Source organism: Pseudomonas lopnurensis, from assembly GCF_015070855.1.
Classification (GTDB): Bacteria; Pseudomonadota; Gammaproteobacteria; order Pseudomonadales; family Pseudomonadaceae; genus Stutzerimonas; species Stutzerimonas lopnurensis.
On sequence record NZ_JADDIX010000027.1, the window covers coordinates 1 to 16521 of the forward strand.

Here is a 16521-nt window from a genome sequence, read left to right on the forward strand (position 1 = left end):
GCCCTGGCTGGCCGAGTTGTCGAGGGTGCCGGTGATGGAGCCGGTCGCGGGATCGAAGTTCAGCCCCGGCGGCAGGCCGGCAATGCTGTAGCTCAGCGTGTCGCCGTCCACGTCGCTGAACAGGTTGGGCAGATCGAGCGTCACCGCGGTGACGTCGTCCGCGTCCAGGTTGGTCTGGTCCAACGGACTGGCGGGCGCGGGTGCCACCGGCGCGTCGTTGACCGGCGTGACCACGATGGCCAGCTCGGCGGTGTCGGTGCCGCCTTCGCCGTCGGAAATCGTGTAGGTCACGCTCGGCACCGTGCCGTTCCAGTCCGGCGCCGGGGTGAAGGTGTAGCTGCCGTTCGCGTTGAGCTGCAGGTCGCCCACGCCGGGGATGTTGGCGATCTGCCCGGCGCTGTACAGCGTGCCGTCGCCCGTCACCACGAACTGCACGACGCTCAGGTCGTCGCCGTCCGGGTCGCTGTCGTTACCCAGCACGTTGCCGTCGACCGGGATGTCCTCGGCGGTGCTGGCGCTGTCGTCGCTGGCCACCGGCGGCGGGTTGCCCACCGTCCAGGTAAAGCTCTGCGAAGTGCTGTTGCCAGCGGCGTCGGTGGCGGTGACGGTGACCTGGTACTGGCCACCCGTTCCGCCCTGGCTGGCCGAGTTGTCGAGGGTGCCGGTGATGGAGCCGGTCGCCGGGTCGAGACTCAGACCGTCCGGCAGACCGTCGGCGCTGAAGGTCAGTTGGCTGGCATCGGAGAAGTAGGCGCTCAGATCCAGGCTGACCGGGTCCGCGTCGAGGTCGTTGCGGTCAGCGATCTGCAGCGTGTCGGGCGGCAGGTTGTCGACAGGCTTGTCATCGTTGGCGCTGCCGCTAGCCCCGGAAGGCGTGGTGACCGTGGCCTCGACGACCACCTGGCTCTGTCCCGGCGAGACCGGCACTTCGACCGGAACGCCGTTCACCAGGTCCTGCGCGGTGACCGGGCGGTTGAGCAGTTCGTTGCCGTTGCCGTCCCGGACCACCAGGATGTCGCCCTCACGCACCTTGTCGTCCAGCATGATCAGGGCGGGAACGGTGCCGTCAGGGCCAATTTCCTCGGCGCTGTACAGGCCGTCCGAACCGGCACCCTGCAGCTCGATGGCGAGGCCCGGATTACGTGCCGCCGGACCGTGTTCGTGGCGGTCGCCTCCACGATGTTCGCGCCATTCGTCCGGTTCGAAGGCGCGGTCGGGCAGGCTCATGCCCAGCGGCCGCAACAGCTCCTGGATGCGCGCGACGGTCAGCGGGGTGATGCCGTCGGCTTCGATGATTTCGGCGATGCGCACCAGTTGCACGAAGTTATGCCCCTCGGGAACGGGGCCATCATCCTGGGCGGATCTGGCCTGGGCGCCGGGCTGCACCGGAGCCGCTGGCTGCATGGCAAGCTCTTGGACCGAAGCTTCGGGCACGACGGTCGTCAGGGGTATGCTCTGCTCGCCGACGAGGCTCAGGATGCGGTTGTCGCCGAAATCGAGGTCCAGCCGGGCACCAGGAGCGGTGACCAGCATCTCGTCGCCCCGCAGGCGATCGCCGACCCGCAGTTCGCGGCGCATGCCATCGGCCGCCTGGGCCCAGGCCTGACCAACAAGGGATACAACGGTTGCCGGACTATTCATATCGACCTCATTCGTTTCCATGTCGATGGACGCGGCGTCCATCGACGCCACTGATTTGTCAACGCTCGCTCAGGGCATTGCCCTTGGCGCGCAGGATGGGTTTGAGCAGGTAAGCCAGAATGGTTTTCTTGCCGGTCATGACGTCCAGTTGCGCGGTCATGCCGGGGATCACGGCGAACTGCGTGGCGAACGCCGAATCGGAGCTCATCGCCCGAACCAGGTAGTAAGTGTTGTCGCGCTCGTCGGTGATGGTGTCGGCGCTGATGTGCTGGAGCGTCGCCGGCATGCCGCCGTAGATGGAGAAGTCGTAGGCATGCAGCTTGATGGTGGCGGGCAGCCCCGGGCGCAGGAACGCGATGTCCTTGGGCGATATCTTCGCTTCGACCAGCAGGCGGTCGTCGGCGGGGACGATTTCCATCACCGCGTGCCCCGGCTGCACCACCCCACCGATGGTGTTGTAGAGCACACGCTGAACGGTGCCCTTGACCGGCGAGCGAATCTCCGAGAACTTGACCCGGTCCGCCAGGCCGTCGACGTTCTTGCCCAGACTGTTGAGCTGAGAGGAGGCCTCGCTCAGTTCGGCGTGCCACTGGTTGCGCATGCTGTGCGCCACTTCCGCGATCCGCCCCTCGGCCTCCTGGATGCCAGCCTCGATCTGGCGGACCTTGGCCGTGGCCTGGCGGCGTTCGCCGTCGGCATTGGCCTGGTCGCGCTCCAGACGCAGGATGTCCATTTCCGACACCGCGCCGGATCTGAGCAGTGGCCGGGTGACACTCAGCTCGCGGGTCGACATCTGGTAGGCCTGTTGCGCCGTGCGCAGCCGCGCCTGGGCCTCCTCCAGCTCCCGCTGGCGTTGGCTGCGCTGCTCGCGCGCGATGAACAGGCGCTGGTTCAGTTCCTTGAGGCTTTCCTGGTAGTAGTCCTGTTCCTGGGCGACCACCCGTGTTTGATCGGGAGAAAGCGTCTGGCCGACCTGCGGCTCGTAGGGCTTCTCCTCGATAAGCGCGTTCAACCGTTCGACCTTGGCGCGCAAGGCGAAGACCCGGACACTGCTTTCCTGGAAGCTGGCGACGAAACGGGTGGGATCGATACGCACCAGCAGGTCGCCCTTGTCGACCGCATCGCCTTCGCGGACGAAGACCTCCTCGACCACGCCACCATCCACGGACTGGACGATCTGCAACTGCCGTGAAGGAATGATCTTGCCTTCACCACGAGTCACTTCATCGACGCTGGCGAAGGCGGCCCAGACCAGCAGGGCCAGGAAGGTCAGCACGATTCCGTAGAGCAGGCCGCGGGCCCGCAGGATGCGCTGGTTCTCGAGCGCCTGCTCGGCATCTCTGCGCCAGTCCGGCGAGCCGTTGCCAAAAGCCGCGAAGAACGGCCCGAACAGGCGGTCGATGCCTTGTCGCCCGTGCACACCGACGGCCGCCAGCAAGCGCAGGCGCTCGAAAGCCTGGCGCTCGACCTGTTGCCGCTCGGCCTGCTGGACGATATCCCCTTCGCTCATCCGGCCGCCCTCTTGATGCTGCCCCGCTCCAAGGCCTGCAGGACGGCCTGCTTGGGCCCGTCGGCAATGACCCGTCCTGCATCGAGGACGATCAGGCGATCGACCATGTCGAGCAGGCTGGTGCGATGGGTGATCAGCAGCAGGGTCTTGCCCTGGCTGAACTGCCCCAGCGCCTGGCTGACGTGGTTCTCCATGACGCTGTCCATGGCACTGGTCGGCTCGTCCAGCAGCAGGATGCTGCTGTCCGCCATCACCGCACGCGCCACGGCTATGGCCTGGCGCTGACCACCCGACAGGCGGCGTCCGCCCTCGCCCACTGGCATCGAGAGACCATCGGCGTGAGAACCGACCAGGGACTTCAGGCCGGAAACCTGAAGGGCTTCCAGCAGCCTGTCGCGATGGGGATTCTCGATACCCAGGGTGATGTTGTCGTACACGCTGCCAGCGAGCAGCTGGATGTCCTGCGGGACATAACCAGTACTGCGGCGCAGCTCGGCGACATCGAACTGCTCGATATGTACGCCGTCGATGAAGATGCTCCCGGAAGTTGGCCGGTACAGGCCGAGAATGAGCTTCTCCAGGGTGCTCTTGCCAGAGCCGACGCAGCCCAGGATACCGACCCGCTCGCCAGCGCGGATGTGCAGCGATAGGTCGCGCAAAGCCGGCCGTTGTTCGTTGGGGTAGCTGAAACCGACATTGCGCAGCTCGATCTCGCCACGCAGCCTGGGATGGCCGATCGGCAGCTTGCCGGGCGCTCGCTCCTGCTCGTGGACCATGATCTGCTCGAGCGCGCCCAGGGCGGTGACCGCCTGGTAGTACTGGGTCAGCAGCGAGGCGGTCTGGGCAACCGGAGCCATGGCCCGCGACGACAGCATGTAGGCGGCGATCAGCGCGCCCTGGCTCATCTGACCGTCGATCACCAGATAGACCCCGACGATCATCATGCTCACCGCCACCACCTGCTGCACCCAGGCGGCGCCCGAGCCGACGGAGGTGCCGAGCAGGCGCAGCTTGCCCGAGCAGCCGGACAGGAACTGGGTGGCCTGCTCCCAGGCGGTCTGCATACGACCGGTGGCGTTGAAGCACTTCAGCGTCTGCGCTGCGCCGAGGCTTTCGATCAGGCCGGCGCTGCGCTGGGCACTGGCCTGGCTGGAGACCTCCGACAGTTGCTGCATTTTGCTCTGGATCGATAGCGCATAGAAGATCACCAGCAAGGTCCCGAGCAGAATCGGGATCGCCATGTAACCGGAAATGATCGCGATGATCAGGATAAATAGCAGGAAAAACGGCAAGTCGATCAGCGCAGTGACAATCATCGAGCCGATGAAGGCGCGCACCGACTCGAAGGCCTGCACGCTGGAGGCGAACGAGCCGATCGATTGCGGGCTGTGCTCCAGGCGCATGCCCAGAATGCGCTCCATGATCCGCGCCGACAGGGTGACATCGGCGCGCTGCGCCGCCAATTCGACGAACCAGCTGCGCAACATGCGCAAGACCAGGTCCGCGCAGATAATGATCAGCACGCCGACAGCCAGCACCCACAGGGTATCGGTGGCGTGGTTCGGCACCACCCGGTCGTAGACGTTCATCACGAACAGCGGCATGGCCAAGGCGAACAGATTGATGAAGAAGGCTGCCACCAGCACATCGCGATAGACCCGCCGGTTGGCCTTGATCACGCTCCAGAACCAGTGCCCTCGCAAAAGCTCGGGCGCGTCCTGCCGCCCCTGGCTGTCCAATTGGAAGTCACGCCGGCAATAGATGACCAGTCCCGAATAGCTATCGAGAAAATCGCTCTGCGGCAGATCCATGGGCTGCATATCGAGTTCCGGCAGGCGCACCCGCATCTGCTGGTTCGCCGGGTCGACACTCTCCAGCAGGCAGGCCCGATTGCCTTCGAGCAGCACGATGCACGGCAAGAGCAACGCGTTGATGCGCGCCAACGGCTGGCGGACCAGGTTGGCGGACATTCCCAGACGCTTGGCCGCCCTGGGGAAGACGGACGGCGGCAGGCGACCCGACACCAGTGGCAGACCATCGGTGAGCGCGTCACGACTGGTCGCCATGCCATGGGCACTGGCCAGCCAGAGCAGGCAGGCACTCAAGGGATCATCGGGCAAGGTTTCCATGACACGACTCTGGCGATAGACGATTGAAGGGCCCGCCAGGCGGGCCCTGTCCCATTACTCGGCGCGCCGTATCTGCATTTCGACCCGGCGGTTGTCCGCACGGCCCTGAGGCGTGTCGTTGCTGGCGATCGGCTGCTCGGCGCCGACGCCCGAGACGGCGATGATGCCCCGTGCCACCCCGTTGCCGACCAGGAAGTCGCGCACCGCCTCGGCCCTGGCCAGGGACAGCTCGCGATTGAGGGCCGCGCTACCGGTGCTGTCGGTGTGACCGACGATGCTGATCGCCTGCAGCTCGCCGCCCTGCTCGCGCAATTGGTCGACGAGGGCTTTCAGGCGGGCCACCGAGCCTGCCTTGATGACCGCGCTACCGCTGTCGAACAGGGCATCGCCGCTCAGCTCGACGGTTTGCGCCGGCTCGATCGTCCGCAGGTAGTAATCGATGTTCAGTTGCGCATCGGCGACCGCCGCGCAGTAGCGGCTGGAAGCCGGGGCGATCTCGCCGTTGCGCAGGTCTTCCAGGGTCGGGATCTGCTCGCTGGACAGCGACAGGGTCTGCAGCAGTTGCCCCATGCTGTGCAGTGTCTGCATCTTGGCGATATGCAGGTCGTAACTACCGTTGACGTAAGCACGCTCGGCCTGGAACGACTCGTTCTCGGAATCCAGCACGTCGAGGAGCGAGCGGCGGCCGATGTCGAACTGCTCGCGATAGGCGACCACGACATTGGCGGACGCATCGCGGTGCGTGGCCAGCGAGGCGCGCTTCTGGCTCTGGTTGAGCACGTCGGTATAGGCGATGGTGGCGGTCTGGCGCAGGTCCACGCAGGCCTTGTCGCGCAGGCTCTCGGCCTGGTTGATGCGGCGGTAGGCGGCCCGCTCGGCGGCTCGATCGCTGCCACCGCGGTACAGGTTGTAGCGGGCACGGACCTCGACGACGTTCTCGCTCCCGTAGGAATCGGGGTCGATGCGGTTGTCGAAGCTGTTGTTGTTCTTGTAGATGCCCTGACGCAGACCCAGCTCGAAAGTCGGGTAGCGGTTGGCCTCGCTTTCCCGCAGCGCCGCCTCGGCTGCCCGGGTGTTCTCCAGTGCGGCGTAAAGAGCCGGGTTGTTGGCGTACCCGGTCTTCAGGACGCTTTCCAGGCTGGCGGGCAACTGCTCTGCCGGCACGTCGAAAGGCTCCATGCCATCCGCCGGGCTGCGGCCCGTGAGCCGCTGGAAACGGGCCGTGACGCTCTGAAGATTGGCGATCTCGGTCATCAGGTTGCTGCGCGCCAGCGAAAGACGACCCTCGATCTGCTGCAGATCGGCGCGGTTGCCGACGCCACTGCCCGCACGCTCCTCGACATGCGCCTGCACTCGCAGATGGTTGGCGACATTCTGCTGCGCCAGCGCCACCAGTTCGCGATGACGCAGTACGTTCAGGTAGGCCTCGCTGGCCTCCAGCGCCTTGCTCTCGGCATCATCCAGCAGTTCGTAGTAGCGCACGCGGCTGGTGTGCTCGGCCCTGGCCAGGCGATTGCGGACCCTGAAGCCGTCGAACAGCATCTGGGTCAGGGAGATTTCCGCATAGTTGCGCGAGTAGTCGCTACGATTGTCGAACTCCCGATTCCCCTGACCGATGGCCGTATTGATGTCCAGCGAAGGCAAGTAGCCGCCAAAGACTTCGCGGCTGTCCTCGGTGGAAGCATGGAAGGCTTCAAGCCGTGCCTGGATCTCCGGATTGCCGTCGAGCGTTTCCCGGACGACCGCCGGCAGGTTGTCGTTCTGGGGCACCGCAAGGGCTGCGAACGGGGTCATGCAGAAGAGGCCGAGCGCCACCAGCGAGGCGGCCTGGCATCCACTCGGGAGTCGAAAATCACTCAGCTTGCAAGAGGCAACGCGCATAGGGGTCTCCATACGACCTAGGGCTCAATATCGTGTTTCGGCGGAATCGGAATTCAGCGGTGGCATTCGCCGGTGTGGAATACCGCCTTGCCAGGAGCAGCCGACGGCAGCGGGCATCGCGGATGCGGCATGTGTCGTGCGGTCTTGCCAGGAGCCAGGCGATGGCGCCGGCCGGGAAATCCTTCGCCCATCGCTGGAACCTCAGGAAAACCCCTGACGCTTCCTGTACGGCTGGCGATGGAAACCGCGTCCCCATTCGGAAGCCGGGCCGACTCTCCGGACGCGAACGATCGTTCGGCTCGTCCGGCAGTTCGAACCGCTCCGCTTCTTTCCAAGGGACTTGCCATCATCGGGCCACTGGCACGAACGCTGCGGAAGTTCGGTCATATGGGATCCACCGACAAGACGTCGGCGCCCAAAACAGCGTTGCATGGATGTGCCTGGATTTACCCGCCAGCAAAGATCCGAAGGAGACGCGGACAACCGGTATACGACCCGAAAGCCGCATGGCACTTGGCCACCAGCCGGATCTTCGGTCCGGGTGGAGGCTTTGTCTGCTGGCACAGACAAGACCTTCGGGAAAATGCAATGCAGCCGCTGGGCGCGCAAAGTAATGCCGCTTTCCCTGCCCAGAAGAGTGCATCGGGCAGTTGGCATTGAGTTCGGAACCCGCTTCGGAGAGTCAGGAAAGAATGGAGCCGTCATGAGTGAACGTGACGGCACTGCTCTCGCTCGGCGCCGGACCCGACGAAGAATCAGCCTGTGCGGATTGCCGCGTAACGGCACCAAGACGATGTCGGCAGGTCATTCCGCAGAGGTCGTCTGGATCTCCTGCATCTGATGGCGGAACTGGGTGGGTGTTATCCCCAACCGTTCGCGAAAGGCCGTACTGAAGTTGCACGCGCTGCTGAAGCCGACGAGATCGGCCACATCCTGAACACTCAATCGACTGTCGGCGAGCAGCTCCTGACTGCGACGCAGGCGTGCCTCGCGAATGTAGGCGAATACCGTCAAGCCCAGATGCTTGCGAAAGAGCGCCGACAAGCGCTTGTCGTAGGTACCCACCTTGCGGGCAATCCCGGACAAGTTAGGAAGTCCGCCGAGATGCTGCTCGATGTAGCGTAGCGCCGCACGCAGCATGATCTGCTCGTCATCCAGAAGCAGAGCGGATGCTTCCTCGGCAGGCTGGCCGCCATTGTGGTTCGCCAGTTTCAGATGGATGCGGATACGCGCCAGCACCTCCTCCGGCTCGAATGGCTTGAGGACATAGTCGACGCCACCGAGACTGAGACCTTCCAGACGCTCTTCCAGCGAACCTGCCGATGTCAGGAAGATCACCGGAATACGGCATGTGGAAGGTGCTTCACGCAGAAGCCGGCAGAGCGTGAAACCATCCATCTGCGGCATGCACACGTCCAGCAGAATCAGATCGGGGCGCAACGCCAAGGCGCGCTGGTAACCCTGATAGCCGTCCCTGGCGACAGAAAGACGCCAAGGCTGCGCGCGCAGCAGCACAAGCAAGGCTTTCATATCTTCTGGCATGTCATCGATCACCAAAACGTGTGGTGTGCGATTAAGCCACTCGCTCATCTACTCCCCTCCCCCTGCATCCATGCCGCTTTCAAGCGCTACGACCATGTCGTCCGCTCAAGCAAACTCAAATTCCGCCGCGGCAAAAAACCCTTTCGGAAGCGGCCCTTACCATAGCGAACTAAACCGGAGGGGAAACATGGGAAATCGTCCCAGCAGGAGCAACACAGCTTTCCATATCCAACAAACCTCGGCCGCGCCACTGGAACATCTGTATTGGTTCATCCAGGTAGTCGAGGCGGGCAGCCTTTCGGCCGCGGCCAGGCGCACGGGGGTCGGCAAGTCCAGCCTGAGCCGCAGGCTGATGCAGTTGGAAAGGCGTCTCAACGTCCAGCTGCTCAATCGAAACACGCGCGGCTTCGTACTGACCACCATAGGCGAGCAGATCTACCGGCATGCCCTGGACATGCTGGCCGCAGCAGAGGCTGCCGAACGCTACGCTCAGGAAGCCTCGGACAGCCATACGGGACTGCTGCGCATCGTCGCACCTTCCATCCTGCACAGATGGTTGTTGAACCGCCTCAGCGCCTTCACGATGGCTCATCCACGCGTGCAGTTCGAGCTGTCTGCGGCAGATACCTGCACCGAGCTGATACCCCGGCGCCTGGACCTGTCATTGAGCCTGGAAAGCCCCAGGGACAGCAGCGAGATCGTATCCCGCCCACTGGCGTTGCTGGATAACGTGATCGTCGGCACTCCGGCCCTGGTTCGCAACCTGAAGCACCCGCGGAGCCTCTCCGAGATAGCCGAGCCAATCCTTCTTTCCAGCAGCCTGAAATCCAGGTGTGCCGCCCTGCCACGACCCGGCCCTCCAATATTGAGCGCGGACAGCCTGCTCACGCTGCTTGAGGCTGCGAGGGCCGGTTATGGGCTCGCTTGTCTGCCACACTTTGCCTGCATTGACGATCTGCACAGCGGCGCATTGCAGATAGCCTGTCCCGACGAAACCGTAGAGCCATCCATGCTTTACGCCCTGACGCCATCCCATCGCGGTATAACGCCCGCGGTGCGAAGCCTGATCCAGCACATCCGGGCGGAGCTCGCCATGCGCAACGAAGAATGGATCGGCGCAATACCGGATACCCGAACCTGCGCGTGACCGCTGACGCCCCCGAGCGCCGCTCGGCGACAGGCAGGATCTGCGTTTCGGCGAGGCAGCCGCGGGTTCCATGGCGAGTGTTTCCCACGTACGACGCGCCGCATGCTTCAGCGCCACCCCTGTTCAGGAGCGGCAGGATCAGGTCCAGCCAGTCCAATCAGTGGCTGACCGGCCTCCGGGGCAGACGCGGCGAGAGAAAAGCGAGCAGGGCAAGCTGCCAGCTACAGGTAAACCCGTGCGCGTGGTTTCCGTTCCTCAATCCAGCTGCCGCAGGCGCGCCTCGAGCAGCGCCGGGAAGCGCTTGAACCAGGTCTGGTTCAGCGGCGATGGGTGCGGTAGCGGATGCAGGACGAACGCACGGGCGTGGCCCTGCTCGTCCTGCAGTTGCACGTCGATGTCGGCCGTGAAGCGGTCTTCGCGCAGCCAGAAGGCGTCCAGGCGCTGGCGCTGCTCGCGCGGCTGGTCGATGCCGAACCAGAGGAAGGCCTCGCGGCCGAGCGTGACGATGTGCCGGCCCTGCCAGCCGTCCACCAGCAACTGGCGCATCAGCGGATGGAAGCGGCGCTTGACCGCCATCGACCAGGCCTTGTTGCCGAGCGGCTTGTACGGCACGGTGTTGATCCAGAAATAGTGCTTGCCGAGCGCCCTGCCAGCCTCGAAATCCGGCATCTCTTCGCCGTGCACGTGGCGGTAGAGCACGCGCCGCACGATCTGCCCGCCGGAGCCGATGAAGGGCTCGCCATGGCGTACCTCCTCGCGGCCCGGGTCGCGGCCGAAGAAGCAGATCGGCGCATCGGCGTCGCCCAGGCCGATGATCGGCTCCAGCGGATCGCGCTCGAAGCTGCGGTAGGCCTGTTCGTCGATCCCCGCGGTTTTCTCGGCGAGGCCGCGGAAGGCCTGGCGCTGTTCGGTATCCAGAGGCATTCGGGGCTCCTTGGAAGCTGTCTAGCTAGTCGGGTGACCGGGCGTACGGGTAGGTTGGGCTGAACGCAGTGAAGCCCAACTGGAATCGGCATGCACCCGTTGGGCTTCGTCGCTACGCTCCTCAGGCTACGCGCCCCGACCCAACCTACGCTCCTCAGGCTCCGCCCGACCCACCTGTGCCCCGTCCCAACTTACAGCCCATGCACGAACGGCGTACGGGTAGGTTGGCGTTGAGCGCAGCGAAGCCCAACAGGCACGGCACGCGTTGGGCTTCGTCGCTGCGCTCCTCAGGCTACGCGCCCCGACCCAACCCACAACGCCTCAGAGATCATCTTCGTCGACCAGTTCGACGGTGCCGGCGTCGAGCGCGTAGGCCGCGTCGGCCAGGTCGTTGCTGACCGGTTCGACCTTCAGCCGTCCGTCGACCCACAACGGCGCGTAGATGTCGTCCAGGGCGATGCCCTGCGGGTAGCGCACCAGTACGATCTGGTTCGGCGGCGGTGGCGGTACGTGGATGCAGGCACCCGGATAGGGCACCAGGAAGAACTCGGTGCTGCGCCCACGGGCATCGCTTTCCAGCGGCACCGGATAGCCGCCGAGGCGAACCTCGCGGCCGTCCAGCGCCGCCACGGTCTTGGCCGAATACATCACCGCCGGCAACCCGGCCTCCTGCCTGAGGCCGCCCTGGTCGCTGAAGCCCAGGTTCTCGGGGGTCGAGTGATCGATCTCGGGCATTTCCTCCAGCGCCTGGCGATCCTCGGGCGGCATCAGTTCGAGCCAGTCGAGTTCCGGCAACGCGGCGTGGGCGGTGGGGGCGAGCGCGAGGCAGCAGAGCAGCGAAACGATGAAAGGGCGCATGAGGGGCTACGTGCGAGGAAAATGGGGCCGCGAGGAACGGCCCCGCGACGGGTCAATGCTTGCGGCTGGTCACCATGCCGTAGATCACCAGCAGGATGATCGCACCGACCACGGCGCCGATAAAGCCCGCGCCCTCGCCGGCCTGGTACAGGCCGAGCGCCTGGCCGCCGTAGGTGGCCAGCAGCGAGCCGCCGATACCCAGCAGGATGGTCATGATCCAGCCCATGCTGTCGTCGCCGGGCTTCAGGAAACGCGCGATGAGGCCGACGATCAAGCCGATGATGATGGTGCCGATGATGCCCATGGATATGCTCCTCAGGTCCGAAAGGTGGGTAACCAATGGGACCCGGAGGCTCCGGCACCGTTCGCCGCAGCCGGACGGCCGGGCGTCACGGGTGGGGAATCAGCGTCTCCACGGCGGTGATCTGCCGGTCCAGGGTGGCGCGGTCGGGGCAGCGCAGCGTCGCGTGGCCGACCTTGCGTCCGGCCTTGAAGGCCTTGCCGTAGTGGTGCAGGTGACAGTCCTCGATGGCGACTACCCGGGCCACCTCCGGCACCTCGCCGATGAAGTTGAGCATGGCGCTCTCGCCCAGCTTGGCGGTCGAGCCCAGCGGCAGGCCGGCGACGGCGCGCAGGTGGTTCTCGAACTGGCTGCACTCGGCGCCTTCGATGGTCCAGTGGCCGGAGTTGTGCACGCGCGGGGCGATCTCGTTGGCCTTCAGGCCGCCGTCCACCTCGAAGAACTCGAAGGCCAGCACGCCGACGTAGTCCAGGCGCTCCAGCACGCGCCCGACATAGTCCTCGGCCAGCGCCTGCAGCGGGTGGTTGCTGCTGGCCACCGACAGCCGCAGGATGCCGCTCTCGTGGGTGTTGTGCACCAGCGGGTAGAAGCAGGTTTCGCCGTCGCGGCCGCGCACGGCGATCAGCGAGACCTCGCCGGTGAACGGCACGAAGCCTTCGAGCAGGCACGGCACGCTGCCCAGCTCGGCGAAGGCACCGGCGACATCGGCCGGCTTGCGCAGCAGCTTCTGGCCCTTGCCGTCGTAGCCCAGGGTGCGGGTCTTGAGCACGGCCGGCAGGCCGATGCTGGCCACCGCGGCGTCGAGATCGGCCTGCGACTGGATGTCGGCGAAGGCCGGGGTGGGGATGCCGAGGTCCCTGAACATCGACTTCTCGAACCAGCGGTCGCGGGCGATGCGCAGCGATTCGGCGCTCGGGTAGACCGGCACGAACTGCGAGAGGAAGGCCACGGTCTCGGCCGGCACGCTCTCGAACTCGAAGGTCACCAGGTCCACCTCGTCGGCCAGCCGGCGCAGGTGGTCCTTGTCGTCGTAGTCGGCGCGGATGTGTTCGCCGAGGGCCTGGGCGCAGGCGTCCGGCGCCGGGTCGAGGAAGGCGAAGCTCATGCCCAGCGGAGTGCCCGCCAGGGCCAGCATGCGGCCCAGCTGGCCGCCACCGATCACACCAATTTTCATAACTCACGGCCCTTCGTTAGGCGGCCATCCGCGCGCGCCGATGGCAAGTGTAGAACCCGCTCAGCCGCGCGGGTCCGGGTTGTCCAGCACGGTCTGGGTCTGCTCGTCGCGGAATGTCTTCAGCGCGGCGTGGTACTCGGGGAATTCATGGCCGAGGATGCTCGCCGACAGCAGTGCCGCGTTGACCGCCCCGGCCTTGCCGATGGCCAGGGTCGCGACCGGCACGCCAGCGGGCATCTGCACGATCGACAGCAGCGAATCGACGCCGGACAGCATCGACGACTGCACCGGCACGCCGAGCACCGGCAGATGGGTCTTGGCCGCACACATGCCCGGCAGATGCGCGGCGCCGCCGGCACCGGCGATGATCACGCGCAACCCGCGGGCTTCGGCCTGTTCGGCGTACTGGAAGAGCAGGTCCGGGGTGCGGTGGGCGGACACCACCGTCACTTCATGGGGGATGCCCAGTTTTTCCAGCATGTCGGCGGTGTGGCTGAGGGTGGACCAGTCGGACTTGGAGCCCATGATCACGCCTACCAGTGCGGTCATCGTCGTGCCTCTCTTCGGCGCCTGCGGGCGCATCAGGAACAACGGCCGCGCTGATGCCAGCGCGGCCGTGCAGGAAACATGGCCGGAACCGGTCCGACCGAGGGCCGCGCAGTATAGCGCAAGCCCCGTCCCGCCGGCACCCGCGACCATGCGTCCGGCAGGACATCGCGTGCGCCCGAAGAGCCGACAACGGTGCTGGAGGCTGAACGACAAGCGATCCGAGCCCGGGCGAAAGCTGCAACGCTGTTCACTTCAGGCTGACATCCTGCTCACACGCTGGATGCAAGGGCACATGTAGGAGCGGGCCGCGCCCGCGATTCGCGCGCGGGGCGCGCTCCTGCAGAATTCTGTGAAAACGGCATTGCGGGCGAACCGGCATTCTTGCCCCGGGAGCCCTTTCGTCCAGCCTTCCGGCCCCCAGCACCTTTATCGAATGGAAACAACGCCATGGCGCGATCGCCCCGGGCGCCTGGCAAAGTCCGGCAGAGCCACTAAAGTTGCCCGAAGTCAATTGCGAACCCGTCCAGAAGCGCAGACTGGGCGTTCCCATGCACAGGAGACTCCCCCATGACCCAGACCATGAAAGCCGCCGTGGTGCACGCCTTCGGCGAACCGCTGCGGATCGAGGAAGTGAAGGTCCCGCTGCCCGGCCCCGGGCAGATCCTGGTGAAGATCGAGGCCTGCGGCGTCTGCCATACCGACCTGCACGCAGCGGAAGGCGACTGGCCGGTGCGCCCCAGCCTGCCGTTCATTCCCGGACATGAGGGCGTCGGCTACGTCGCCGCCGTCGGCAGCGGCGTGACGCGGGTCAAGGAGGGCGATCGCGTCGGCGTGCCCTGGCTGTATACCGCCTGCGGCTGTTGCGAGCATTGCCTGACCGGCTGGGAAACCCTCTGCACCGCGCAGCAGAACACCGGCTATTCGGTCAACGGCGGCTATGCCGAGTACGTCCTGGCCGACCCCAACTATGTCGGCATCCTGCCCAAGGCGGTGGCGTTCGACGAGATCGCGCCGATCCTCTGCGCCGGGGTCACGGTGTACAAGGGCCTGAAGATGACCGACGCCCGGCCCGGCCAGTGGGTGGTGATTTCCGGTGTCGGCGGGCTGGGCCACGTCGCGGTGCAGTACGCGCGGGCGATGGGGCTCCACGTGGCGGCGGTGGACGTCGACGACGCCAAGCTGGAACTGGCGAAGACGCTCGGCGCCAGCCTGACCGTCAATGCCCGCAGCGAAGACCCGGTGGCGGTCATCCAGCGCGAGATCGGCGGCGCCCACGGCGTGCTGGTCACCGCGGTCTCCAACAGCGCCTTCGGCCAGGCCATCGGCATGGCGCGCCGCCGCGGCACGGTGGCGCTGGTGGGGTTGCCGCCGGGCGACTTCCCCACGCCGATCTTCGACGTGGTGCTCAAGGCCATCAGCATTACCGGCTCGATCGTCGGCACCCGCGCCGACCTCCAGGAAGCACTGGACTTCGCCGCCGAGGGCCTGGTCAAGGCCACCATCCATGCCGGCGAGCTGGACGACATCAACCAGATATTCGACCAGATGCGCGCCGGCACGATCGAGGGGCGCATCGTGCTGAACATGGGCGCGTAGGGCTTTTCGCAGGCGCCGGCGGGCTGGCCGGTACCGCTTGATCGCTCCCATGCTCCGCGTGGGAGCGCCAGCTACGACGCTCCGCGTCGCTGGACGCAGAGCGTCCACGGCAGGGTCACCACGCGGGAGCGTGGGAACCATCGAGCGCTTTTCGCAGGCGCCGGCTGGCCGGCGATCCCGACTGCCCGAACGCATCGCCGGCAAGGACTCGGCGTCCCCCCCGGGCTCCTACATGTCGCCACAACGGGCCCTAGCGTTCGAGCGGCGCGGCGGGCGGCTGGCCGGCGCCGCTTTCCAGCTTGCGCCAGAGCAGCCGTACCGGCGCCTTGCGCACCAGCGCGCAGCGGTACAGGCGGATCTCCAGCGGCAGCCGCCAGTGCGCCCCACCGCTGATCACCAGTTCGCCCCGCGCCAGCTCGGCGCTCACGCTCAGGCGCGGGACCCAGGCCAGGCCGAGCTTCTGCATCGCCATGCTCTTCAGGCTGTCGGCCATGGCCGTCTCGTAGACCGTGGTCGAGCGCAGCCCGCGCTGGCGCAGCAGCGCGTTCACCGAGCGCCCCAGCGAGGCGCCGGCGCTGTACGCCAGCAGCGGCACACTCTGCCCGCCGTCGGGATCGAACAGCGGCGCGCCGGTCTCGCCCGTCGCGCACACCGGGACGATCTCGGTACGCCCCAGCGCCAGCGAGGGGAACAGCTCGGGGTCCATCTGCAGGGTCGCCTCCGGATCGTGGTAGGCGAGGATCAGGTCGCAGGCGCCTTCGCGCAGCGAGTGCACCGCCTCGCCGACGTTGGTCGCCACCAACCGGCTGTTGACCGGCACGCCGTCGCGGCGCAACTGCGCCAGCCATTCGGGGAAGAAGCCCAGCGCCAGCGAATGCGCCGCGGCGACCTGCAGCACCTCGCCGCGCTGGCCCTCGAGGTTGTGCAGGTAGCGCACCACCTCGCCGACCTGCTCGACCATGTTGCGCGCCGTGACCAGGAACAGTTGGCCGGCCTCGGTCAGTTCCACCGGCGTGCGCGAGCGATTCACCAGGGTCAGCCCCAGGCTGTTCTCCAGGCTGCGGATGCGTCGGCTGAACGCCGGCTGGGTGACGAAACGACGCGCCGCCGCCTGGGAAAAGCTGCGTGTCGCCGCCAGCGCGACGAGGTCTTCCAGCCATTTGGTCTCGATGTTCATGCGGCCCTCCCGGCGCTGCCCCTGTGCGCAATAACGCTCGTCGGCCGGGCGGCGTCACAGCCTCATTATGCCGATCATGCATGGGCCAGCTT

Annotated in this window: 13 protein-coding genes; 2 read left to right on the forward strand and 11 right to left on the reverse strand. The window is 66.1% G+C overall.

Annotated features, from left to right (window positions below; translation table 11 throughout):
- The 5 genes from IN820_RS05795 to IN820_RS05815 form a co-directional block, all read right to left on the reverse strand.
- A partial coding sequence (locus IN820_RS05795; RefSeq protein ID WP_193680064.1) for a putative Ig domain-containing protein occupies window positions 1-1641 on the reverse strand: 1641 nt, incomplete at its 3' end.
- 58 nt (window positions 1642-1699) lie between these two features.
- Window positions 1700-3151, reverse strand: a complete 1452-nt coding sequence (locus IN820_RS05800; protein WP_193680065.1) for an HlyD family type I secretion periplasmic adaptor subunit — start codon at window positions 3149-3151, stop codon at window positions 1700-1702.
- Window positions 3148-5280: a type I secretion system permease/ATPase gene (locus IN820_RS05805; RefSeq protein WP_193680066.1), complete on the reverse strand. Its 2133-nt coding sequence runs from the start codon at window positions 5278-5280 to the stop codon at window positions 3148-3150. The genes IN820_RS05800 and IN820_RS05805 overlap by 4 nt, the downstream gene beginning before the upstream one ends.
- 54 nt (window positions 5281-5334) lie before the next feature.
- Window positions 5335-7074 (reverse strand): TolC family outer membrane protein, encoded by a 1740-nt coding sequence (locus IN820_RS05810; protein WP_193680067.1) that lies wholly within the window; start codon window positions 7072-7074, stop codon window positions 5335-5337.
- An 891-nt stretch (window positions 7075-7965) separates the two neighbouring features.
- Window positions 7966-8751: a response regulator transcription factor gene (locus IN820_RS05815; protein ID WP_193680068.1), complete on the reverse strand. Its 786-nt coding sequence runs from the start codon at window positions 8749-8751 to the stop codon at window positions 7966-7968.
- 139 nt (window positions 8752-8890) lie between these two features.
- Here IN820_RS05815 and IN820_RS05820 point away from each other — a divergent pair, with 139 nt between their 5' ends.
- A complete protein-coding gene (locus tag IN820_RS05820; RefSeq protein ID WP_193680069.1) occupies window positions 8891-9850 on the forward strand; it encodes a LysR family transcriptional regulator in 960 nt (319 codons plus the stop codon).
- A 255-nt stretch (window positions 9851-10105) separates the two neighbouring features.
- Here IN820_RS05820 and IN820_RS05825 read toward each other — a convergent pair whose 3' ends face one another.
- The 5 genes from IN820_RS05825 to purE form a co-directional block, all read right to left on the reverse strand.
- Window positions 10106-10774 (reverse strand): uracil-DNA glycosylase family protein, encoded by a 669-nt coding sequence (locus tag IN820_RS05825; RefSeq protein WP_193680070.1) that lies wholly within the window; start codon window positions 10772-10774, stop codon window positions 10106-10108.
- Window positions 10775-11095: 321 nt separating this feature from the next.
- Window positions 11096-11632 carry a DUF3299 domain-containing protein gene (locus tag IN820_RS05830; protein ID WP_193680071.1) on the reverse strand — a complete coding sequence of 179 codons (537 nt, stop codon included), beginning with the start codon at window positions 11630-11632 and terminating at the stop codon, window positions 11096-11098.
- Between the two features lie 52 nt (window positions 11633-11684).
- Window positions 11685-11936: a GlsB/YeaQ/YmgE family stress response membrane protein gene (locus IN820_RS05835; RefSeq protein WP_003297756.1), complete on the reverse strand. Its 252-nt coding sequence runs from the start codon at window positions 11934-11936 to the stop codon at window positions 11685-11687.
- 85 nt (window positions 11937-12021) lie between these two features.
- Window positions 12022-13107 carry a 5-(carboxyamino)imidazole ribonucleotide synthase gene (locus IN820_RS05840; protein WP_193680072.1) on the reverse strand — a complete coding sequence of 362 codons (1086 nt, stop codon included), beginning with the start codon at window positions 13105-13107 and terminating at the stop codon, window positions 12022-12024.
- Between the two features lie 60 nt (window positions 13108-13167).
- Complete coding sequence (gene purE / locus IN820_RS05845) at window positions 13168-13656, reverse strand: 5-(carboxyamino)imidazole ribonucleotide mutase (RefSeq protein WP_037041396.1); 489 nt, start codon at window positions 13654-13656, stop codon at window positions 13168-13170.
- Window positions 13657-14223: 567 nt separating this feature from the next.
- Between purE and adhP the strand changes: the two genes are divergently transcribed.
- A complete protein-coding gene (adhP, locus tag IN820_RS05850) occupies window positions 14224-15252 on the forward strand; it encodes an alcohol dehydrogenase AdhP (protein ID WP_193680073.1) in 1029 nt (342 codons plus the stop codon).
- 250 nt (window positions 15253-15502) lie between these two features.
- Here adhP and IN820_RS05855 read toward each other — a convergent pair whose 3' ends face one another.
- Entirely contained in the window at window positions 15503-16429 is a 927-nt protein-coding gene (locus tag IN820_RS05855; protein WP_193680074.1) for a LysR substrate-binding domain-containing protein, read from the reverse strand.
- Between the last annotated feature and the right edge of the window lie 92 nt (window positions 16430-16521).

Bases quoted from the DNA above. Each gene is read 5' to 3' on its own strand.
- IN820_RS05800 (WP_193680065.1), bottom strand. From the start codon at position 3,151: ATGAGCGAAGGGGATATCGTCCAGCAGGCCGAGCGGCAACAGGTCGAG.
- IN820_RS05805 (WP_193680066.1), bottom strand. From the start codon at position 5,280: ATGGAAACCTTGCCCGATGATCCCTTGAGTGCCTGCCTGCTCTGGCTG.
- IN820_RS05810 (WP_193680067.1), bottom strand. From the start codon at position 7,074: ATGACCCCGTTCGCAGCCCTTGCGGTGCCCCAGAACGACAACCTGCCG.
- IN820_RS05815 (WP_193680068.1), bottom strand. From the start codon at position 8,751: ATGAGCGAGTGGCTTAATCGCACACCACACGTTTTGGTGATCGATGAC.
- IN820_RS05820 (WP_193680069.1), top strand. From the start codon at position 8,891: ATGGGAAATCGTCCCAGCAGGAGCAACACAGCTTTCCATATCCAACAA.
- IN820_RS05825 (WP_193680070.1), bottom strand. From the start codon at position 10,774: ATGCCTCTGGATACCGAACAGCGCCAGGCCTTCCGCGGCCTCGCCGAG.
- IN820_RS05830 (WP_193680071.1), bottom strand. From the start codon at position 11,632: ATGCGCCCTTTCATCGTTTCGCTGCTCTGCTGCCTCGCGCTCGCCCCC.
- IN820_RS05835 (WP_003297756.1), bottom strand. From the start codon at position 11,936: ATGGGCATCATCGGCACCATCATCATCGGCTTGATCGTCGGCCTCATC.
- IN820_RS05840 (WP_193680072.1), bottom strand. From the start codon at position 13,107: ATGAAAATTGGTGTGATCGGTGGCGGCCAGCTGGGCCGCATGCTGGCC.
- purE (WP_037041396.1), bottom strand. From the start codon at position 13,656: ATGACCGCACTGGTAGGCGTGATCATGGGCTCCAAGTCCGACTGGTCC.
- adhP (WP_193680073.1), top strand. From the start codon at position 14,224: ATGACCCAGACCATGAAAGCCGCCGTGGTGCACGCCTTCGGCGAACCG.
- IN820_RS05855 (WP_193680074.1), bottom strand. From the start codon at position 16,429: ATGAACATCGAGACCAAATGGCTGGAAGACCTCGTCGCGCTGGCGGCG.